General features: G+C 72.3%; 21 protein-coding genes and 1 pseudogene. 13 read left to right on the top strand and 9 right to left on the bottom strand.

From position 1 onward, the window contains the following. Positions 1–150: 150 nt before the first annotated feature. Complete coding sequence (locus tag OG272_RS10905) at positions 151–900, bottom strand: lysozyme (protein WP_326583736.1); 750 nt, start codon at positions 898–900, stop codon at positions 151–153. 197 nt (positions 901–1,097) lie between these two features. On the opposite strand from OG272_RS10905, the gene OG272_RS10900 reads away from it, so the two are divergent. The 3 genes from OG272_RS10900 to OG272_RS10890 all read left to right on the top strand — a co-directional run bounded on the left by OG272_RS10900 (position 1,098) and on the right by OG272_RS10890 (position 4,951). Next, on the top strand, positions 1,098–1,829 hold the full coding sequence (locus tag OG272_RS10900; RefSeq protein ID WP_327730347.1) for a class II aldolase/adducin family protein: 732 nt from the start codon (positions 1,098–1,100) through the stop codon (positions 1,827–1,829). A 373-nt stretch (positions 1,830–2,202) separates the two neighbouring features. Next, positions 2,203–3,330: an alpha/beta fold hydrolase gene (locus tag OG272_RS10895; RefSeq protein WP_327730349.1), complete on the top strand. Its 1,128-nt coding sequence runs from the start codon at positions 2,203–2,205 to the stop codon at positions 3,328–3,330. A gap of 223 nt (positions 3,331–3,553) precedes the next feature. Next, on the top strand, positions 3,554–4,951 hold the full coding sequence (locus tag OG272_RS10890; RefSeq protein WP_405893154.1) for a hypothetical protein: 1,398 nt from the start codon (positions 3,554–3,556) through the stop codon (positions 4,949–4,951). A 27-nt stretch (positions 4,952–4,978) separates the two neighbouring features. On the opposite strand, the gene OG272_RS10885 is transcribed toward OG272_RS10890, so the two are convergent. Further along, positions 4,979–5,392, bottom strand: coding sequence for a VOC family protein (locus tag OG272_RS10885; RefSeq protein ID WP_326583740.1), 414 nt, complete (start codon positions 5,390–5,392; stop codon positions 4,979–4,981). A 288-nt stretch (positions 5,393–5,680) separates the two neighbouring features. Between OG272_RS10885 and OG272_RS10880 the strand changes: the two genes are divergently transcribed. From OG272_RS10880 to OG272_RS10870, 3 genes are all read left to right on the top strand, one after another. Next, complete coding sequence (locus tag OG272_RS10880) at positions 5,681–7,279, top strand: ABC-F family ATP-binding cassette domain-containing protein (RefSeq protein WP_326583741.1); 1,599 nt, start codon at positions 5,681–5,683, stop codon at positions 7,277–7,279. Between the two features lie 348 nt (positions 7,280–7,627). Then, positions 7,628–7,849 (top strand): helix-turn-helix domain-containing protein, encoded by a 222-nt coding sequence (locus tag OG272_RS10875; RefSeq protein ID WP_006123601.1) that lies wholly within the window; start codon positions 7,628–7,630, stop codon positions 7,847–7,849. Between the two features lie 125 nt (positions 7,850–7,974). Then, the gene (locus OG272_RS10870) at positions 7,975–8,766 is read left to right on the top strand and encodes an enoyl-CoA hydratase/isomerase family protein (protein WP_326583742.1); all 792 of its coding nucleotides are present in this window, start codon (positions 7,975–7,977) and stop codon (positions 8,764–8,766) included. 47 nt (positions 8,767–8,813) lie between these two features. On the opposite strand, the gene OG272_RS10865 is transcribed toward OG272_RS10870, so the two are convergent. Continuing rightward, positions 8,814–9,563 (bottom strand): nucleopolyhedrovirus P10 family protein, encoded by a 750-nt coding sequence (locus OG272_RS10865; RefSeq protein ID WP_327730350.1) that lies wholly within the window; start codon positions 9,561–9,563, stop codon positions 8,814–8,816. Between the two features lie 88 nt (positions 9,564–9,651). Between OG272_RS10865 and OG272_RS10860 the strand changes: the two genes are divergently transcribed. From OG272_RS10860 to amaP, 5 genes are all read left to right on the top strand, one after another. Further along, entirely contained in the window at positions 9,652–10,137 is a 486-nt protein-coding gene (locus OG272_RS10860; RefSeq protein ID WP_326583744.1) for an Asp23/Gls24 family envelope stress response protein, read from the top strand. Positions 10,138–10,231: 94 nt separating this feature from the next. Beyond that, positions 10,232–10,417 carry a hypothetical protein gene (locus OG272_RS10855; RefSeq protein ID WP_326583745.1) on the top strand — a complete coding sequence of 62 codons (186 nt, stop codon included), beginning with the start codon at positions 10,232–10,234 and terminating at the stop codon, positions 10,415–10,417. Beyond that, positions 10,414–10,788 carry a hypothetical protein gene (locus tag OG272_RS10850; RefSeq protein ID WP_327730351.1) on the top strand — a complete coding sequence of 125 codons (375 nt, stop codon included), beginning with the start codon at positions 10,414–10,416 and terminating at the stop codon, positions 10,786–10,788. The genes OG272_RS10855 and OG272_RS10850 overlap by 4 nt, the downstream gene beginning before the upstream one ends. Then, positions 10,785–11,510, top strand: a complete 726-nt coding sequence (locus OG272_RS10845) for a DUF6286 domain-containing protein (protein WP_327730352.1) — start codon at positions 10,785–10,787, stop codon at positions 11,508–11,510. The genes OG272_RS10850 and OG272_RS10845 overlap by 4 nt, the downstream gene beginning before the upstream one ends. A gap of 7 nt (positions 11,511–11,517) precedes the next feature. Next, the gene (gene amaP / locus OG272_RS10840) at positions 11,518–12,096 is read left to right on the top strand and encodes an alkaline shock response membrane anchor protein AmaP (protein WP_326583748.1); all 579 of its coding nucleotides are present in this window, start codon (positions 11,518–11,520) and stop codon (positions 12,094–12,096) included. A 50-nt stretch (positions 12,097–12,146) separates the two neighbouring features. On the opposite strand, the gene OG272_RS10835 is transcribed toward amaP, so the two are convergent. Continuing rightward, positions 12,147–12,836: a hypothetical protein gene (locus OG272_RS10835; RefSeq protein ID WP_405893151.1), complete on the bottom strand. Its 690-nt coding sequence runs from the start codon at positions 12,834–12,836 to the stop codon at positions 12,147–12,149. 276 nt (positions 12,837–13,112) lie between these two features. Here OG272_RS10835 and OG272_RS10830 point away from each other — a divergent pair. Beyond that, positions 13,113–13,453, top strand: a pseudogene (locus OG272_RS10830) (transposase); the annotation flags it as partial. A 14-nt stretch (positions 13,454–13,467) separates the two neighbouring features. Here the strand turns inward: OG272_RS10830 and OG272_RS10825 are convergent. From OG272_RS10825 to OG272_RS10805, 5 genes are all read right to left on the bottom strand, one after another. After that, entirely contained in the window at positions 13,468–14,223 is a 756-nt protein-coding gene (locus OG272_RS10825) for an SDR family oxidoreductase (RefSeq protein WP_326583750.1), read from the bottom strand. A 5-nt stretch (positions 14,224–14,228) separates the two neighbouring features. Then, on the bottom strand, positions 14,229–16,031 hold the full coding sequence (locus OG272_RS10820; protein ID WP_326583751.1) for a glycoside hydrolase family 15 protein: 1,803 nt from the start codon (positions 16,029–16,031) through the stop codon (positions 14,229–14,231). A 66-nt stretch (positions 16,032–16,097) separates the two neighbouring features. Next, positions 16,098–16,391, bottom strand: coding sequence for a hypothetical protein (locus OG272_RS10815; protein ID WP_319363818.1), 294 nt, complete (start codon positions 16,389–16,391; stop codon positions 16,098–16,100). Then, complete coding sequence (locus OG272_RS10810) at positions 16,388–16,948, bottom strand: SigE family RNA polymerase sigma factor (RefSeq protein WP_327732292.1); 561 nt, start codon at positions 16,946–16,948, stop codon at positions 16,388–16,390. Before OG272_RS10810 ends, OG272_RS10815 begins: the two co-directional genes overlap by 4 nt. Before the next feature lie 167 nt (positions 16,949–17,115). Next, on the bottom strand, positions 17,116–18,672 hold the full coding sequence (locus OG272_RS10805) for a sodium:solute symporter (protein WP_327730354.1): 1,557 nt from the start codon (positions 18,670–18,672) through the stop codon (positions 17,116–17,118). A gap of 185 nt (positions 18,673–18,857) precedes the next feature. Between OG272_RS10805 and OG272_RS10800 the strand changes: the two genes are divergently transcribed. Beyond that, positions 18,858–19,115, top strand: a complete 258-nt coding sequence (locus tag OG272_RS10800; RefSeq protein ID WP_327730355.1) for a DUF3311 domain-containing protein — start codon at positions 18,858–18,860, stop codon at positions 19,113–19,115. Positions 19,116–19,120: the final 5 nt, after the last annotated feature.

Genomic DNA, 19,120 nt, shown 5'->3' with positions numbered 1-19,120 from the left:
AAGCAACCTGGGTGAACGGAAGATGAACTGGGGCGGGCGCACGGGTGTAGTGAAGGGGGTATCGCCGCTCCGCTTGTGTGTCGACGGACGGGTCGAGCCCGGCGGAGCGGCGGGACAGGCCTTCGAACTGAGGCGGAATGCCGAGGTCCGCTACCCCCGGGCGAACTTCTTCAGCCGGCTCGTCGACCCGTTGAAGAGGTTCTGGTCACCCGGCAGGCTTCCGCTGCCGTTGTCGTACTGCCAGATCGTCCAGAACTTCCACCCCGCCGGGAGCTCTCCCGCCCCCGCGGAGTCGTACCGGGCCAGCCACAGCGCGTGGTTCCCGCCGAAGGCCGTGCTGTTGCCGGTGCAGGTCTTCCACCAGTGGGTGGTCGTGTAGATCACCGGACGGCGGCCCGTGAGGCGCTTCATCTCGTTGCTGAACGACGTGATCCAGCCGACCATCCTGCTGTTGCTCAGGCCGTAGCACTTCCTCTTCTTGTCGTACGGGTTGTACTCGATGTCGAGCGCCGGCGGCAGGGTCCAGCCGTCCGCGCGCCAGCCGCCGCCGTTGTTCACGAAGTAGCGGGCCTGGGCCTTCCCGGAGGACTGGTGGGGCATCGCGAAGTGGTACGCGCCGCGGATCAGGCCCGCGTCGCGCGAGCCGTTGTACTGCTGGCCGAAGTACGGGTTGCGGTAGGTGGTGGACTCGGTCGCCTTGACGTAGACGAACCGGGCGCCCTTCGACTTCGCGTTCGACCAGTTCACCTTCCTCTGGTGCGACGAGACGTCGTGCCCCTTGGGCCTGGCGGCGGCCGAGGCGGAGATCTCGGCGAGAGCGGTCCCGCCCAGGGCGAGCGCCGCGACGGAGGCGGCGACCACGCGGTGGCGACGACGGGACGGCTTGAGAGCACGGGCCATGCTTCCCCCCGGAATGGCGACGTGTGCGACAAAACATCCGGAGGCTACTGGAAGATCACCGAATCCCGGTCGATCACCAGCCAATCGCCAACTCGGGGTGACGTATGCGGATATGGGCTCTTCCGAAGGACCGCTTCCCGCCCTGCCGTGCCCGCGCCGGGGACCCGCCGCCGCGGGCCGCCTGGCAGGATCACGGCATGGCTGAGCAGCAGGGGAACACCCGGGACGAGCGGGGCGCGGGTGCGGGTGCACGGGATGCGCGCGACGTACGGCGGCGGGGTGTGCCGGACGACGTGGCGCGCGCGTGGGACGAGCTCGTCGCGACGGCCCGCCGGACGGTGGCCGACGGGCTGGTCGTGGGCACCTCCGGGAACGTGTCCGTGCGCGTCGGGGACACCGTCCTGGTCACACCGACGGGAGTGCCGTACGACCGTCTGACCCCGGACGACGTGACGGGCGTCGACCTCTCCGGCCGACAGGTCCTCGGCACGCTCCGGCCGACGAGCGAGCTCCCCATGCACCTGGCGATCCAGACGACCACGGACGCCCGTGCCGTCGTCCACACCCACGCCGTCCACGCGACGGCCGTCTCCACCCTCGTGAGCGAGCTGCCGCTGATCCACTACATGTCCGCGGTCCTCGGCGGACCCGTCCGAGTCGCCCCCTACGCGACCTACGGCACCCCGGAGTTGGCCGAGAACATGCTCCGCGCTTTGACAGGGCGCACCGCTTGTCTCCTCCAGAACCACGGCACGATCGCCTACGGGAACACCCTCTCCGAGGCCTACGACCGCACAACCCAACTCGAATGGATGTCCCGGGTCTGGCTGACGGCGTCCTCGATCCCGGGCCTCACCCCGCACCTGCTCACGCCCGAGCAACTCGCGGAGGCGGGCGAACGGTTTCGGGGGTACGGCCAGCCGGGGTAGCGGACTTCGGGTGCCACGCCACGCCCGACACGGCCGGACAGGCCGTCAAGGCTGCTCACCGCCGTGCCGGTTCGCCTCTGGCCGTGCACCTCGGTTCCGCTCCCGGCCGCCCACCCCCGGTTCTGCCCCCGAGCGTGGCTCTTCCGGTCGGCTGCCCCTGCTCCCGCCGGTTGTCGGCTCTCCGCCGCGACGGCGCTCAGCCGACCGGGCCTTCTCGGTGATGTCGAGCCCGCGTGCGCCCATGCGAACGCCAGGGGTGGGGGCGGAGAGCACCCCAGTCCCCCCGGCCCCACGGCTGCCCCGCCCCGCCTCCCGGTCACCCCGACGTCCACGCCCACTGGCCCACGACGCGGTCCGCCAGGACACTGGACCCGTGGGTGCAGTCAAAGCAGCAGTCGCGGCCGTCGGCCTCGCGTTCGCGGCCGGTGCGGCCAGTGTCGCCGCGGGCCGCCTGGCGAGCGACGTCGCGCTGAAGGCGCCGCCGGGCGCACCGCTGCCGACGGAACCCCGGCTGACCGTGCACGCCACCGCCGCCGGCCGCATCGCCCTGACCCGGGCCTTCGCCTCACAGCGCCCCGGCACCTACGGACTCACCGGCAACGGCACCCACGCGGTCGTCGGCGACGTCCTGAACAGCGCACCGCACGCCCCCGACGCGGTCGTACGCCGCCTGGAGCGCGTCACCCACGGCACCCTGGAGCCGGGCGACAAGGTGTGGTTCACCCCCGCCCTCCACATCGGCGACCCACGGACCGCCCTCGGGCTCGACCAGGACGACGTCGAGATCCCCGGCGAACTCGGCACCCTGCCCGCCTGGTTCGTGCCCGCGGCCCGGGACACCTGGGTGATCGCCGTGCACGGCCTGGGCGCCACCCGCGAACACACCATGAACGTCATGGAGTTCCTGCACCGCCACCACTTCCCGGTGCTCGCCCTCGCCTACCGCGGGGACCCGGACGCACCCCGCTCGCCGGACGGCCTGAACCACCTCGGCGAGACCGAGTGGCGCGACGTGGACGCCGCCATCCGGTACGCCGTCAGGTCCGGCGCCGAGCGGGTCGTCCTGCTCGGCTGGTCCACCGGCGCCACCATGGCCCTGCGCGCCGCCACGCACTCCGCGCTGCGCGACCGCGTCGCCGGACTCGTCCTCGACTCACCGGTCCTCGACTGGACGGCCACCCTGCGCGCCCTCGCCGCCGCCCGCCGCACCCCCGGCGCCCTGCTGCCCCTCGCGGTCCGCGCCGCCCAGGGCCGCACGGGACTGCGCGCCGTCCCCGTCGACCAGGACACCGTCCCGCCGGGGCTCAGGACGCCGACCCTGCTCTTCCACGGCCCCGACGACGCCGTCGCCCCGTGGGGCCCCTCCCGCCGCCTCGCCGCCCACCGCCCCGACCGGGTCACCCTCCGCACGGTCCGCCACGCCCCGCACGGCGCCATGTGGAACGCCGACCCCAAGGCCTACGAAGAAGCCCTCCGCCGCTTCCTCACTCCGCTGATGTAGGCAGCCATGGGCCGCGAGAGGTCCCGCACCAGCTCCACCGCCCACCGACGGAAGGGCCGCGAAACCTCTCCACCGCGAGAGGTACGCCACATTCCGTTTAGTTCCGTACCAAGGCGATCCCCATCAATGTCAACCCCGTGGGGAACCCGTGCCTTGGCCACCCCTGTCGCCCGCTGTGACATTCCGTTTGGGTTTTCGGACCGTCAACCGGAAGACTGCCCCCGTGACGTCCCGTAACCCGCGCGACTCCAGGCTCCGACTCGTCGGCCCGCGAACCCTGGCCGCCGCTCCCCGAGCAGCAGTGACCCAGCGTCGCCGACCGGCTCCCCGGCCCCCGGAGGGCACACCGCCGCCCGTGGAACTCGCCCGCATGGCCCGCGCCGTCCTGGCGGACGCGGCTCGCGTCGCCCACTGGGCCGATGCCGCCCTGCGCCCCGGCCGCGAGGGGGCGAACCCCGACGGCAAGGGCACCCTCTCCGCCGTGACCGCCGAACGGGCCGCCGCCGACCTCGGGCTGACCCCGGATCAGGTCCGCCACGACTGGGACACGGCACGGCTGGCCGGCCTCGTCGAGGTGCACGGCGACAGCGCGCGCCCCGGCTGGCGGCTGCGTGCCTGGAACCGCGACGACAGCGCCGTACTGCGCGGCTGGGTCGCGTTCTTCGACGCCTGGTCCATCGCCTATCCCGAGCCCGAGGACCGGGAGCCCGCGGCCGTCGCCGAGGTCGTCTCGGCCATGCCCCAGGTGCTCTCCTTCCTCCAGCTCTCCGCCGGGCCCGTCCCCGTGGAGCAGCTCCTCGACCTCCTGGAGCAGCGGGTCACCGAACTGCGCACCGAACGCTGCGAGGTCCCCTACGGTCCGCAGCCCGAGCCGAGCCCGGAGCCCGGAGCCGAGGACACCCCCCTCGCCCCGCTGCTCGACTGGTCCCTGCGCGCCCTCGCCTCGGTCGGTGCCCTCACCTACGACGACGCCCAGGCCACCCTCACCCCGCTCGGCAGCTGGGCGGTCTGGGTCAAGCTGGAGCAGATCTGCGTCGCCGCGCAGAGCCCCGCCGGGAACATCGAGGTCTCCGCCGAGGACATGCTCAGAGGCTGCGCCCAGCTCCGCCCCAACGCGGCCCGCGCCGAGTACCGCGCCTGGCTCGCCGCCCGCCCCGTCGGCGGCGCCGTCACCGAGCTCATCGACGCCGCCCGCGGCGAGGACGCCCTCATCCGGGGCCTCGCCTTCGAGGCGCTGCGCGTCGTCGGCGCCCCCGCCGAGCCGGACGTCCGCACCGTCGCCGACGAGACCCCGCTGCGCCCCTACGCCCTGCTCTGGCTCGCCGTGCACGACGGCGCCGACCCCGAGGACGCGCACGAGGTCCTCACCCGCGAGGAGGCCACCTGGCTCTGGGTCGACACCGCCGCCGCCGTCGCCGACCACGGCGAGGCCCCCCTCCTCGTCCGGCACCTGGAGTCCGCGGTGCAGCCCACGGTCCCCGCGCTGCTCGCCGAGGTCCGCGCCGTCGGCCACCCCCGCACCGTCCAGGTCCTGGTCGCCCTGGCCGCCGCCCACCCCGACCCGGCCCTCGCCAAGGCCGTCCGCCGCGCCGCCTTCCAGGTGCACACCGGAGGCAGCTGACCGGGAGACGGAGCACCGGGGAGGGCGTCAGCCGCCTGTCTCGGGGGCGTACGTGCCGAAGCTCCACACATTGCCCTCGGCGTCCCGGGCCAGGTAGTCCCGCGAACCGTAGTCCTGGTCCGTCGGGGGCGTCAGGATCTCCACGCCGTGCTCCACGGCCCGCCGGTGGTGGGCGTCCACGTCGTCCACGACGATGTACACCCCGGTGGGCCCCGCGCCCTTCATCGCGCCGTCGAAGACGCTGCCGCTGCCCTTGGAACCGACCATCACCGCGCCGTTGCCCTGTGTCAGCTCGGCGTGCTGCACCACCCCGTCCTCGCCCTCGTACACCGAGAGCTCGGTGAAGCCCAGCGCCTCCGTGAGCTGCCTGATGGCGGCCTTGGCGTCCGCGTACAGCAGCGTCGGATAGATGCTCGGACGTCCGTCGCTCCTGCTCGTCATACCGATCACGACCTCTCCGTCGTCCGGAATACGACCCGCTGCTCAGTTTTGCACCCACCACCGACAACGCCCTGCCGAGCGAACGACCCGGACCGATGCCGGGCGCACCGGCGACCGCACCGGATGACCGCACCGGTGACCGAGGCCACGTGATCCCTTGTCATACGGGCGGAAAACCGCTTGCCGCCCCCAGTTAGAATCGGCCCATGGCCATTCTCCTCGCGCATTAGACGGCGGGAACGTCCTCAGCCGCCCACCCGCCACACCGATCCGCCCTGGAGCCTGTCCGTGATCTCCGCCTCCGCCGTCGAGCTGCGCGCCGGTGCCCGCGTCCTCATCGAGTCCGCCACCTTCCGCATCGCCAAGGGCGACCGCATCGGTCTGGTCGGCCGTAACGGCGCCGGCAAGACCACCCTCACCAAGTGCCTGGCCGGCGAGGGCATCCCGGCCGGTGGCACCATCACCCGCTCCGGCGAGGTCGGCTACCTCCCGCAGGACCCCCGCACCGGCGACCTCGACGTCCTCGCCCGCGACCGCATCCTGTCCGCGCGCGGCCTCGACGTACTGATCCGCAAGATGCGCGAGAACGAGCAGCGCATCGCAGGCGGTCAGGGCAGCACGCGGGAGAAGGCGCTGAAGCAGTACGAGCGCCAGGAGACGGAGTTCCTCACCAAGGGCGGGTACTCCGCCGAGGCCGAGGCCGCCACCATCGCCGCCGCGCTCAACCTGCCCGACCGGGTGCTCGGCCAGCCGCTGCACACCCTCTCCGGCGGTCAGCGCCGCCGTATCGAGCTGGCCCGGATCCTCTTCTCCGACGCGGACACCCTGCTCCTCGACGAGCCGACGAACCACCTCGACGCCGACTCGATCGTCTGGCTGCGCGACTACCTCAAGACCTACCGCGGCGGCTTCATCGTGATCTCCCACGACGTCGACCTGGTCGAGACGGTCGTCAACAAGGTGTTCTACCTGGACGCCAACCGCGCCGAGATCGACGTCTACAACATGGGCTGGAAGCTCTACCAGCAGCAGCGCGAGGCCGACGAGAAGCGCCGCAAGCGCGAGCGGCAGAACGCCGAGAAGAAGGCCGCCGCGCTGCACTCGCAGGCCGACAAGATGCGCGCCAAGGCCACCAAGACCGTCGCCGCGCAGAACATGGCCAAGCGCGCCGACCGGCTGCTCGCCGGCCTCGACGCGGTACGGGTCTCCGACAAGGTCGCCAAGCTGCGCTTCCCCGACCCCGCGCCCTGCGGCAAGACCCCGCTCACCGCCGAGGGACTGTCGAAGTCGTACGGCTCGCTGGAGATCTTCACCGACGTCGACCTCGCCATCGACAAGGGCTCCCGGGTCGTCATCCTCGGCCTCAACGGTGCCGGCAAGACCACCCTCCTCCGTCTCCTCGGCGGCGTCGAGAAGCCCGACACCGGCGAGGTGATCGAGGGCCACGGCCTCAAGCTCGGCTACTACGCGCAGGAGCACGAGACCCTCGACCCGGACCGCACGGTCCTGGAGAACATGCGCTCCGCCTCCCCCGACCTGGACCTGGTCGAGATCCGTAAGACGCTCGGCTCGTTCCTGTTCTCCGGCGACGACGTCGACAAGCCGGCCGGGGTCCTCTCCGGCGGCGAGAAGACCCGTCTGGCGCTCGCGACCCTCGTGGTGTCGTCCGCGAACGTCCTCCTCCTCGACGAGCCGACCAACAACCTCGACCCCGCCAGCCGCGAGGAGATCCTCGGCGCGCTGCGCACCTACAAGGGCGCGGTCGTCCTCGTCACCCACGACGAGGGCGCGGTCGAGGCGCTCCAGCCGGAGCGGATCATCCTGCTGCCGGACGGCGTCGAGGACCTGTGGGGCGCGGACTACGCGGATCTCGTCGCGCTCGCCTGAGCGAGTGACCGGCCGAATGGGTTGATCAACTGCGTATGGATCATTCGGCCCATCCGTGATCCATCATCTGTGTGAGATCTCCTCGTACCGAGGTGTGTCCTACATCGATTTCCCGGCCGAGCCCTTCTCCGTGAAGGGCTCGGCCGTCGCGCGTCTCTGACCTGGCACTTCGCGGAACAACCCGTTCGGCCGTACGGACGCCGCTGGGCGGAATCACAGGTTCCACTCGTGAGTACGCGCTCCTGTCGTCAAAACCTTGTCTCACGGACCTTGCCGAATGGGTGGCCATCGCGCGCCGGAGGGGTGATCATGAGGAGACCAGAGCGCACTTCCCATGAGGAGGACCGGGTGGCCGAGACTCTGAAGAAGGGCAGCCGGGTTACCGGCGCCGCGCGCGACAAGCTCGCGGCAGACCTGAAGAAGAAGTACGACTCCGGTGCGAGCATTCGGGCGCTGGCCGAGGAAACCGGCCGCTCGTATGGCTTCGTACACCGGATGCTCAGCGAGTCGGGTGTCACGCTCCGAGGGCGTGGCGGCGCGACGCGGGGCAAGAAAGCCGCCTCGGCCTGACGCCGGGCGGCCCATCGGCTTCGATGGTGGCCACCCGGTCGGTCGGCTGATCGACCGGGTGGTTACTGTGCAGTCACTTAGCATCGCTCCATCGCTCTGCTGACCGCACTCATCGGAGGCGCCCCATGGCTTCGCTCGAACCGCTGCTCGACAAGGACGGCGTACGGCTTACCGTTGACGACGCGATCGCCACGGTGACGCTGACCAATCCGGCCAAGCGCAACGCGCAGAGCCCCGCTCTGTGGCGGGCGCTCACCGAGGCCGGGCGGTCGGTGCCGGGCTCCGTCCGCGTGGTCGTGCTGCGTGCCGAGGGCAAATCGTTCTCCGCCGGGCTCAACCGGCAGATGTTCGCGCCCGAAGGCATCGAAGGGGAGCCGTCGTTCATCGAGCTCGCGCGCCGTGACGACGCCGGGCTCGACTCGACCATCGCCGAGTACCAGGAGGCGTTCACCTGGTGGCGGCGCAACGACATCGTGTCCATCGCCGCCGTGCAGGGGCACGCCGTCGGTGCGGGCTTCCAGCTTGCCCTCGCCTGTGATCTGCGCGTCGTCGCCGACGACGTGCAGTTCGCCATGCTCGAAACCAGTCTCGGGCTCGTGCCCGACCTCACGGGGACCCATCCGCTGGTGAGCCTCGTCGGGTACGCCCGCGCCCTGGAGATCTGCCTCACCGGGCGTTTCGTCCAGGCGGACGAGGCGCAGCGGGTCGGGCTCGCGAATCTCGCGGTGCCTGTCGATCAACTCGACGACGCCGTGCGGGATCTGGCGGGGGCGTTGGTGACGGCGCCGCGGGAAGCGGTGATCGAGACCAAGGCGCTGCTGCGGGGAGCCGGAGGCCGGGGGTACGACGAGCAGCGGGCGGCGGAACGGGCGGCCCAGGCTCGGCGGCTGCGGGACCTGGCGGGGGTCGGGGAGTAGCCGACTCGGTGGAGCTCTCGTGGAGTCGCTCGTGGAGTCCGCCGTGCTCAGCGGCCGACGGCCGTGATGAGTACCGCCACCGAGGGGCGGTCCGGTAGCGCCTCGCCCACCGCTCGTCGCACGTCGCGCGCCACGTCCAGGACCCGCCTCTCCCGCGTCACCGCCAGTTCCACCCGGACGTGGCGGCGGGGGAGAGCGGGACCCGGGGCGATGTCCACGGCTCGGCCCGGGCCGCCGAGAGCGCTGGTGAGGTGGCTGACGCCGCGGACCGAGAGCGCCGCGGCGGCCACACGGGACTCCTCGTCGTCGCCGGTGGGCCGGGGCGCGGCGGCGGGCACGGGTTCAGGGGCCGGTGAGGCGGGTTGCTCCTCCTCCTCCACCGCGTCTTCCAGCAGATGGGTAACCCGGAGGTCGATCTCCGTCACCGTCAGTCCGAGGCGTTCCGTGGCGGTGGTGGAGAGCGCCGTACGGAGGCGGGCCGCCGTGACCGGAATGGGCTCGGCGGCCGGGCCCGAGAAGGCGGCGAAGTCGGCCGTGACGCGCAGGGGGCCGGGCGGGAGGGCGCTCGGGGGAGGGGGCACGGCGGTTTCGGTGGAGCCGGGAGAGGCCTCCGGGTCGGCCAGGGAGATGCGGAGGGGGCCCAGGGCGACCCCGCGCAGCGACGCGGCCGTACGGCGCAGTGCCGCCCGGGCCGCGCTCTCCGTGATCCACGCGCCGTCGTGCGGGCCCCCCAGGGGGAGCACGCGGCCGAGCCCGAGCCGCTGACGTACCGCCATCGTCCATCCGTCCGCCGTCATTGCTCCAGCCTGCCGCATCCCTGGCGCGCGGCACCGCAACCGCGCTTACTGTGGGCTAGAGGGGGGACGACCGGAAGGGACGTACGGCATGACTGACATGACGGAGCGGAACCGGACGGAAGGACCCGACACCACCAAGGAGTCGACGCAGGTCGGGCGTAGGACGACCCGGCGCGGCGGCGGCGATCCGGGAGGTCGGGGGCGTACGACCATCGCCGACGGCGTCGTGGAGAAGATCGCCGGGCTCGCCGCGCGGGAAGTGGTGGGCGTGCACGCCATGGGCAGCGGGCTGTCACGGACCTTCGGGGCCGTGCGGGACCGGGTCCCCGGCGGGGCCAAGTCCGTGACCCGGGGTGTGAAGGTCGAGGTCGGCGAGGTGCAGACCGCGCTCGACCTGGAGATCGTCGTCGACTACGGGGTGTCCATCATCGACGTGGCCCGTGATGTGCGTGAGAACGTCATCGCGGCCGTCGAGCGGATGACCGGCCTGGAGGTCGTCGAGGTCAACATCGCGGTCAGCGATGTGAAGCTGCCGGACGAGGAGGACGAGGAGCCGGAGTCCCGGCTGCAATGAGCGGAGCCCCGGCCCCGATGAGACACCACAGTTCGACGGAACGCGTCAGCCCGATGGCACGCGACAGGAGTCCCTGAGTCCCTAGGAGCGCAGCATGAGCTTGGCCGTGACCGGCATGATCGCAGGGATGGCCCTCGGCTTCGCCGGATACTTCGGCGGATTCGGCGCCTTCCTGCTGGTGGCCGCGCTGGGCGCCGTCGGCTTCGTCGTCGGCCGGGTCCTGGAGGGGGACCTGGAGCTGGGCGACTTCTTCCGCCGGCGTGACGACCGACGCCGGTGAACCCGGTGGACAGCGGCCGTCCCACGGAGACGAAGGCCGTTCCGCCCGGTGAGCGCGGGGCGACCAGGATCGCCGACCGGGTGGTCGCGAAGATCGCCGCGCAGGCGGCGCGCGAGGCACTGGTGGCGCCGACGTCTGCCTCCGCGCCCCCGAACGCCACCGTCGTCCTTCGTCAGGAGACCGCGCGCGTCCGTGTCACCCTCGGACTCCCGTACCCCTCGGACATCGGTGGCCAATGCGCTGCGGTGCGTCGTCATGTCGCCGAGCGGGTAGGGACGTTGGCGGGAATGCACGTATCGGAGGTGGCCGTCCAGGTGGAACGGCTGCACCTGGCGCACGCACACGACGCGGCACAGGGGAGGACGCGATGAGCGAACCCCAGCGCTCCGAAGGCACCACTCAACGACTACCCGTCATCGAGAAGGCCGACGAGAAGGCCCACGACGCGGCCGACGCGACGGCCGGGGGGAAGGCGGCCGACCGCGAGCCGGATCAGTCGGCCTCGGCCGCCGCTTACGACCCGCCGCCCGACCTCGACGGCGACAACGGCGGGGAGAAGCGCTTCTGGTCCGCGCGCAGAGTCCCCGCGGCCGTCCTCGCGGCGCTGCTCCTCGCGGGCGCGGGCCTCTTCCTGTACGACATCGTCGCCGTCCGCGCCGACCGGCCCGCCATGGCATGGCGCCGTTCGCTGGCCCGGCAGCTCGCCGAGCGTCCCCTCGACGACGTCTGGGTGCTCGTCGGCGCTTCGGTCGCCGTACTCCTCGGCCTCTGGCTGCTCCTGCTCGCCGCCACCCCCGGACTGCGCGACGTCCTGCCGATGCGGCGCGTCCACCCCCGGGTACGGGCCGGACTGCACCGGGGTGCCGCCGCGCTGGCCCTGCGCGACCGGGCCATGGAGGTGTCCGGCGTGCAGTCCGTACGGGTCCGGGCGGGACGCAAGCGGGTCGACGTCCGCGCGGTGTCCCACTTCCGGGAACTCGACGAGGTACGGGCCGACCTGGACGCCACGCTCGCCGACGGTATCCGGGGGCTGGGCCTGTCCCGGCCGCCCGCCCTGTCGGTGCATGTACGCCGGCCCGGCCGGAAGGGGTGAGTGTTCGATGCTGAGGATCGTCAACCGGGTGCTGCTCGGAGTCGTCGGACTCGTCCTGGTCGGTATCGGCGGCGCCGTCCTCGCCGTCGGACTCGGCGTGGACCCGCCCTCCTGGTGGCTGCACGACGGCCCCGACGACGTCCTGCTCAGCGACGCCGAGCGGACGCGCTGGCGTGATTCCGGCTGGTGGTGGCCCGCCGTCATCGCCGGGCTCGCCGTCCTCGTCCTGCTGGCCCTGTGGTGGCTGACGGCGGTCCTGCGCCGCCACCGTCTCGCCGAGGTGCTCGTCGACACCGGCGACGGCGAGGGAGCACTGCTGCGCGGGCGGGCGCTGGAAGGCGTACTCACCAGCGAGGCGGCCGAGTCGGACGGCGTCGAACGCGCCCACGCCCGCCTGACCGGCCGCCGCAACGCCCCCGAGGCCCGAGTCCGCCTCCTCCTCCAGCCCCATGTGAACCCTGCCGACGCCCTCCACACCCTCACGACGGAGGCCCTCACCCACGCCCGGAACTCGGCCGGTCTGGCGGCCCTACCGGCGGAGGTCAGACTGCAAGGGGCCAAGCACCGAGCGGGAAGGGTGAGTTGAGCGCCGATCGGTTTGTCCCGCCTCCAGGCGTTCCGCCGACGCGGATGCGGTCAACGCGGTAGACGGCGGGCACGGCGCCAGGCGCTCCGCCAAGAGCGCCGGTGTTCCACGCCATTGACACCGATGGCCCCCACCACGCAGGCGATGGACAGCAGCCCGAAGAGCCGGCCGAAGCCGAACCCGAAAAGGATCCCCACTCCCGCAAGGCTCAGCCCGCTGTACGCGGCGACCAACCGTTCGGCCAGTTCGGTGTACCGACTGGGCCCCTCGATCAGCAGGTAGCTCCCGAAGTGCAGTACCAACCAGCCGCCGAAAAGGATCACCGAGAGATAGGTGAGCGTCCGGAGCGGCAGTGGGGTGTCGTTCCGTTCTTCCCACCGATGGTGCACGGGCTCCTGCCAGGCCCACACCTGGCCCTGCCAATCGGCGACGACGAGCTCCGAGCGTAGCCGCTCGCTCCAGTCCAGCGAGACCGTGAACGACGGCTCCGATGCCCCGTCGAGATACACGTCCAGCCCGTCCCCGAACGTGCCCTGCACCTTGGTTGTCTTCGTGATGGCGGCGGTCCGTACAGGCAGGCACTGCTCGACACCCCGCTCGGCGATACACGCCGAAACGCCCCGCTCCTGGCGCTCGTGGTGGTACGCCGCCCCGATGCGGCCGGCGCCCAGACCCGCGAGGAGCAACCCCACGACGATGCCGGCGACCCACCATGAACTGTCGTTGCCTCGCCGGCGCATTCCCCGAGTAAATCAACGTCAGGCGGAGCCGTACAGGGTGACAGCGGATCCGCTGATCAAGGGGGAGACGCGAGATGACGACGGAGCCCACCGTCGGGCGGCGGTCGGCCACCGGGGCGGTTGCGCTGTCGACCCAGCGGGTGAGGCCGCCGAGATGTTCGTGGGCGGGTCGAGGATGCTGGACGCTCTGCGGCCGGAACCAACCGAGGACGTTGCCGAGGTCACCCGCCGACCAGGTCCGCCGCGGGGTCAAGGACCCCATCGACGTGGCCAGTCGGCACGCCGGCGGAGTTCCTCGGGCGGATGCGTACGGACCGGGTGATGCGCCAGCCGGTCCCCATGCCGTGGATCTCACCGTCCCGGGGCGGACGCCCGCCGAAGCACGGCAGGGAGGTCCGCTTCGCCGAGCCCGTCACCCGCGGCGAGCCTGCCGCGGCGCCGAGCAGGTCACCGACCGCTGGGGCACCGCTTGATGGGGCCACCGCTCGCGCGATGGCCTGGAACCTCGTCCGTCCTCGTCCGACCACCCGATCGGCGTGGATCGACCACACCGGCGAACTCCCCCTCATCGAGGGCACGTTGATCCGCATCAAGAGGTCGACCGCCTGCCCGGCGGCCACGAAGGGCCAGCTCAGAACCCGTGCCGCATCCCACCGTCGACCGGCAGCATGATGCCCGTCAGATAGGACGCGGCCGGAGACAGCAGGAACGCCCCCGCACGCCCGAACTCCTCCGGCCTCCCGTACCGTCGCAACGGGATCCGGGACTCGTGCGCAGCCCGGGTCGCCTCCGGATCCGCCGACATCCCGTCCAGCTCACGCACCCGATCCGTGTCGATCCGAGCCGGCAGCAGCCCGACCACCCGAATCCCGCGCGGCCCCAGCTCGTCGGAGAGCGACTTGGCGAACCCGGCCAGCCCCGGCCGCAGCCCGTTCGAGATGGTCAGCCCCGGAATCGGCTCGTGCACGGACCCGGACAGCACGAACCCGATGACGCCGCCCTCACCGAGCTCCTCGGCGGCCGCCCGCGCCAGGCGGACCGCCCCCAGGAACACCGATGCGAACGCGGCGCTCCACTGCTCGTCCGTGGTGTCGGCGACGAACCCCGGCGCCGGCCCGCCCACGCTGACCAGGATGCCGTCGAAGCCCCCGAAGTGGTCACGGGCGGCGGCGATCAGCCGCTCGGCGGCCTCGGGGTCCGCGTTGTCCGCGGCCACACCCACCGCGTTCGCCCCGAGCGCTGCCGCGGCCGCGGCCACGCTCTCCTCCTCGCGGCCCGTGACGACCACCTTCGCGCCGTCGGCGACGAGTTCCCGCGCGACCGCGTTGCCCAGTCCGCGGGTCGCCCCGGTGACGATGTAGACACGGTCCTTCAGCCCAAGATCCATGGCCCCTATCCTGCCTCCTCCCCGTCGAAGAGAGCGAGGGCGGTGCCGACGAGACCGACATGGCTGAACGCCTGCGGGAAGTTCCCGAGCTGCCGCTTCGCGACGGGGTCGTACTCCTCGGCGAGCAGCCCCACGTCGTTGACCAGCCCCACCAGCCGTTCGAACAGTTCGCGCGCCTCCTCCGTACGGCCGGTCAGGTGCAGCGCGTCCGCCAGCCAGAACGAGCAGACGAGGAACGTGGCCTCGCCGCCCGGCAGCCCGTCGACGGAGGCGGTCGCGGCCGTGAGGTGGTCGGCGCTGTAGCGGCGCACGAGCCCCTCGTGGCTCAGCTCCTCGCGGATCGCGTCGACCGTGCCGACGACGCGGGGGTCCTCGGGCGGCAGGAAGCCCATCTGGGGGATGAGCAGCAGCGCGGCGTCCAGTTCACGGGAGCCGTACGACTGGGTGAAGGTGTTGCGTTCGGCGTCGTAGCCGCGCTCGCAGACCTCGCGGTGGATCTCGTCGCGCAGGGCCCGCCAGCCGTCGAGGTCACCGCCGGTCAGCGTCGGATCGTCCTCCAGGGTGCGCACGGCACGGTCGGCGGCGACCCAGCACATCACCTTGGAGTGGGTGAAGTGGCGGCGCGGCCCGCGCACCTCCCACAGTCCCTCGTCCGGTTTCCGCCAGGCCGTCCGCAGATACTCCATCAGCGCGCACTGCATCCGCCACATGTCCGGCTTGTCGGGCAGTCCCGAACGCCGGGACACGAACACGGAGTCGATGACCTCGCCGTACACGTCCAGCTGCAACTGCCGTACGGCGTCGTTGCCGACCCGGACCGGGCTCGAGTCCTCGTAGCCGGACAGCCAGGGCAGGTCGTACTCGGGGATGCGGCGCTCTCCGGCCAGGCCGTACATGATCTGCAGGTCGGCCGGGTCGCCCGCGGCCGCGCGCAGCAGCCAGTCACGCCAGGCCTCGGCCTCCTCCTGGTAGCCGCAGGACAGCAGCGCGCCGAGGGTGAGGGTGGAGTCACGGAGCCAGCAGTGGCGGTAGTCCCAGTTGCGGACGCCGCCGATCTCCTCGGGGAGGGAGGTGGTGGCGGCCGCGACGATGCCGCCGGTCGGGGCGTAGGTGAGGGCCTTGAGGGTGATCAGGGAGCGGACCACGGTGTCCCGGTGCGGCCCGTCGTACCGGCAGCGCGCCGCCCAGGCCCGCCAGTCGTGGAGGCTCGACCGCAGCGCCTCGTACGGGTCGACGAGGCGGGGACGGGGTTCGTGCGAGGGGTGCCAGGTCAGCACGAACGCGACCTTCTCGCCGGGCTCCACCGTGAACTCCGCGTACGTGGCCCGGTCCTCGCTCCACGAACGCACCTCGGGTTCGCAGCGCAGCCACACCGCGTCCGGGCCCGCGACCGCCACGCGGTGGCCGTCCGACCTGCGCATCCAGGGCACGACCGAGCCGTAGTCGAAGCGGAGGCGGATCGTGCTGCGCATGGTGACCCGGCCGCTCAGGCCTTCGACGATCCGTACGACGTCGGGGGCGCGATCGCGCTGCGGCATCAGGTCGGTCACGCGCACCGCGCCCTCGTCCGTCTCCCACTCCGTGTCGAGGACGAGCGAGTCGTGCCGGTACGCCCGCCGGGTGCAGGTCCCGCCCTCTCCGGGCGCGATCCTCCAATGCCCGTTCTCCTCGCCGCCGAGCAGCGCGGCGAAGCAGGCGGCCGAGTCGAACCGGGGCAGGCAGAGCCAGTCGATGGAACCGTGGCGGTTCACCAGCGCGGCCGTCTGGTGATCGCCGATCAGCGCGTAGTCCTCGATGTGGGGGTGCACGAGGGTCGGGTTCCCGGAGCCGGGGGTGATCAGTCCGACGGGATCCGCCCCGCGGTCGGGTGCGGCTCAGCCCGGACCCGTTCCCGCCGTCGTCCCTCCCACCCCCGAGAAGATCACCCCGGAGCCGGAGGGGGCCTGGTTGAGGACCCAGAGGCCGAGGAGCGTGGCGAGGGCGAAGACGAGCAGGACGAGGACGGCGAGGACGAGGCGGCGGCGGCGTTCACGGCGGAGCCAGTCGCCGCGGGCCGTGCGGTAGGCGTCGGGAGCGGCGTGCACCCCGCCCGCCAGCGCGGCGAGCGCCTCGGCCAGCTCCCGCTCGGTGCGGTCCCGCCCGGTGTCGTTGCCGGTGGTGTCGTTCATCGCCGGGCCTCCATCGCCTGGGTCAGGGCGGCGAGGCCGCGTGCGGTGTGGGTCTTGACCGAGCCGCAGGAGATGCCCATCGCGGCCGCTATCTCGCTCTCCTTCAGCCCCAGCCAGTGGCGCAGCACGAGCGCCTCCCGCTGCCGGGCGGGCAACTGCTGCAGGGCGCCGATCAGCACCCGCTGGTCGTCGTGGAGCAGCGCGGTGCTCTCGGCGGAGGCGACCGGCTCCTCCGCCGCCGGGGTCTCCACGTGCCTGCGGGCGACCTGGAGGTGCCGTATCCGCATCCGGGTCAGATTGCAGACCGTGGAACGCAGGTACGCCTCCGCCGCCTCGGCGTCCCTCAGGCGCCGCCACTTGCGGTAGATCTGGTAGTACGCCTCGGCCACCACGTTCTCGGGGTCGTCGGCGCCCAGCAGCACCGCGAGCCGCAGCATCGAGGAGTAGTGCAGCTCGAACAGCCGGGCGACCCCGGCCTCGCGCTCCACGTCGGCGGGGTCGCCGAGGGCGCCCGGCGGCAGCGCGGGGTTCGGCACCGGCGCGGGGTTCGGGATCAGCGGCCCGGCCGCGGCCGGAGCCGGTACCTGCCCCAGTGACCCGGCGGGTGCCGGAGCCGGTACCTGCCCCAGCGGATCGGCGGCGGCCGGTGCGGTCTTCAGGCCCAGCGGCTCGGCGGCGGCCGGTGCCAGGTGCCGGCCCGGCACGCCCATGTGCTGTCTGCGTCTCACGGGTTGCTCGCTCCCGTCTCGGGGCGCCGCCTGACGGTCAGGCGGGACGGTAGGTCGGTCGCGTCGACGCCGCGCGGGACGCCGAGCCGTTCGAGGACCGTGGTGCCGAGGACGGCGACGGTCAGGTTGACGAGGAGGGCGAGCAGGCCGGCGTAGATCTCCAGCGAGCCGCCGCCCAGGAGCACGATGGAGGAGAACCCCTCGCGCACCACCAGGAACGTGCCGGTCATCATGCCCACGCCCCACCCGGCGAGCAGCGCCCGGGGATGCAGCCGACCGGTGAACAGGCCGACCGCCACGGCCGGGAAGATCTGCAGGATCCACACCCCGCCGAGGAGCTGGAGGTTGATGGCGTCCTGGTCGCGCAGTCCGAACACGAACGCAATCGCCCCCACCTTCGCCGTCAGCGACACCACCTTGGCGATGCGCACCTGCCGCTTGGGGGTCGCCGTGGGCTGGAAGTACTCGACATACACATTGCGGACGAAGCCGGTGGCGGCCGCGATCGACATCACCGCCGCCGGGACCAGCGCGCCCACGGTGATCGCGCCGAACACCAGTCCGGCCAGCGGCCCCGGCATCAGCCGGTCCACCAGCATCGGTACGGCCGCCTCCGCACCGCCCTCGGGCGCCCGCACCCCGGACGCGAGCGCCGCGATGCCGAGGAAACCGAAGAGGGCCAGAAGTCCCGTCCAGGCGGGCAGCGCCACCGCGACCTTGCGCACCGTGTGCGGTCCGTCGGCGGCGAACCCGGCGGTCAGCACGTGCGGATACATCAGCAGGGCCAGCGCCGAGCCGAGCGCGAGGGTGGCGTAGGCGGGCTGCTGCTCGGGGGCCAGCAGCAGGGCGGACTGCTCGACCTCGGTTCCGCCGAGCCGCCGGGCGGCTCCTTCGAAGACCGCGCCCGGACCGCCGAACCGTTCCAGGACCAGCCAGCACACGGCGGTCAGCGACACGAACACGGCCACCGCCTTCAGCGCCGAGATCACGGCGGGCGCCCGCAGCCCGTGCCGGTACGTCGCCACCGCGAGCCCCGCGAACAGGGCGACCATCACCAGATCACCGGCCGCGCCCTTCGGGTAGACACCCCCGGCCGTCAGCACCGCCCTTATACCGAGCAGTTGCAGCGCCAGATACGGCATCGTCGCGAGGATCCCGGTCAGCGCCACCACCAGGGCCAGCGGCGCCGAACCGTACCGGCCGCGCACGAAGTCCCCGGCCGTCACGTAGCCGTGCCGCCGGGCCACCTCCCACAGCCGGGTCAGCAGGACGAAGGCCAGCGGGCAGACGATCACCGTGTACGGCACCGCGAAGAAGGCGGGCGCCCCGTTGCCGTACGCCAGTCCGGGCACGGCGGTGAAGGTGTACGCGGTGAAGATCGTGCCGCCGAGCAGCAGCCAGGTCCACACCGGTCCGAGGCTGCGGTCGGCCAGCGCCCAGCCCTCCAGTGAGGGCAGCCGGTCACTGGGGCGCAGCCGGCGCGCGGTGACGGCGAGCAGCGACGCTCCGCCGATCACGGCGAGAAACGTCGCGGTCATGGCAGCGTCCGCCATGGGTCACCGTCCTTGGTGTGCCTAAGCCCCCGGTTGTGCCCGGGCCCTCGCGTGTTGGTTGCGCGGGTGGCCGGTTCGGAGGACACGAATCGGCGGGAAATCTTCTGGAAATTCGGTGTCAACCGGATCCGGCGGGTGGGCAACTCTTGCACAGACCCACAGCGATCGGGAGAGGAGCACAGCCCATGGCACGCAACGGTCACCAGCGGCTACGGCGCGTCGCGATCGCCGTACTGCTCCTCGCCCCCGCCGCGGGACTGCTCTGGGTCCCCTGGTACGCCGGTGCGGAGCCACGGCTCGCGGGCACGCCGTTCTTCTACTGGTACCAGCTCGCCTGGGTACCGGGATGCGGCCTCTGCCTGCTGGCCGCGTACGCGCTGACGGCACGACATCGCCCGGACCGGCACCGTTCGGACCGGCGCGGTTCGGACCGACATAGCTGAGCCGC

The sequence above is a fragment of the Streptomyces sp. NBC_00104 genome (genome assembly GCF_045160825.1).
GTDB lineage: Bacteria > Actinomycetota > Actinomycetes > Streptomycetales > Streptomycetaceae > Streptomyces.
Note: the sequence above shows the minus strand (reverse complement) of the source record. Positions and strands in the feature narration are given on the sequence as shown.

Coding starts and splice junctions, on each gene's coding strand:
- OG272_RS10905 (WP_326583736.1), bottom strand. CDS start 900: ATGGCCCGTGCTCTCAAGCCGTCCCGTCGTCGCCACCGCGTGGTCGCC.
- OG272_RS10900 (WP_327730347.1), top strand. CDS start 1,098: ATGGCTGAGCAGCAGGGGAACACCCGGGACGAGCGGGGCGCGGGTGCG.
- OG272_RS10885 (WP_326583740.1), bottom strand. CDS start 5,392: ATGACGAGCAGGAGCGACGGACGTCCGAGCATCTATCCGACGCTGCTG.
- OG272_RS10870 (WP_326583742.1), top strand. CDS start 7,975: ATGGCTTCGCTCGAACCGCTGCTCGACAAGGACGGCGTACGGCTTACC.
- OG272_RS10865 (WP_327730350.1), bottom strand. CDS start 9,563: ATGACGGCGGACGGATGGACGATGGCGGTACGTCAGCGGCTCGGGCTC.
- OG272_RS10860 (WP_326583744.1), top strand. CDS start 9,652: ATGACTGACATGACGGAGCGGAACCGGACGGAAGGACCCGACACCACC.
- OG272_RS10855 (WP_326583745.1), top strand. CDS start 10,232: ATGAGCTTGGCCGTGACCGGCATGATCGCAGGGATGGCCCTCGGCTTC.
- OG272_RS10845 (WP_327730352.1), top strand. CDS start 10,785: ATGAGCGAACCCCAGCGCTCCGAAGGCACCACTCAACGACTACCCGTC.
- amaP (WP_326583748.1), top strand. CDS start 11,518: ATGCTGAGGATCGTCAACCGGGTGCTGCTCGGAGTCGTCGGACTCGTC.
- OG272_RS10835 (WP_405893151.1), bottom strand. CDS start 12,836: ATGCGCCGGCGAGGCAACGACAGTTCATGGTGGGTCGCCGGCATCGTC.
- OG272_RS10825 (WP_326583750.1), bottom strand. CDS start 14,223: ATGGATCTTGGGCTGAAGGACCGTGTCTACATCGTCACCGGGGCGACC.
- OG272_RS10815 (WP_319363818.1), bottom strand. CDS start 16,391: ATGAACGACACCACCGGCAACGACACCGGGCGGGACCGCACCGAGCGG.
- OG272_RS10805 (WP_327730354.1), bottom strand. CDS start 18,672: ATGGCGGACGCTGCCATGACCGCGACGTTTCTCGCCGTGATCGGCGGA.
- OG272_RS10800 (WP_327730355.1), top strand. CDS start 18,858: ATGGCACGCAACGGTCACCAGCGGCTACGGCGCGTCGCGATCGCCGTA.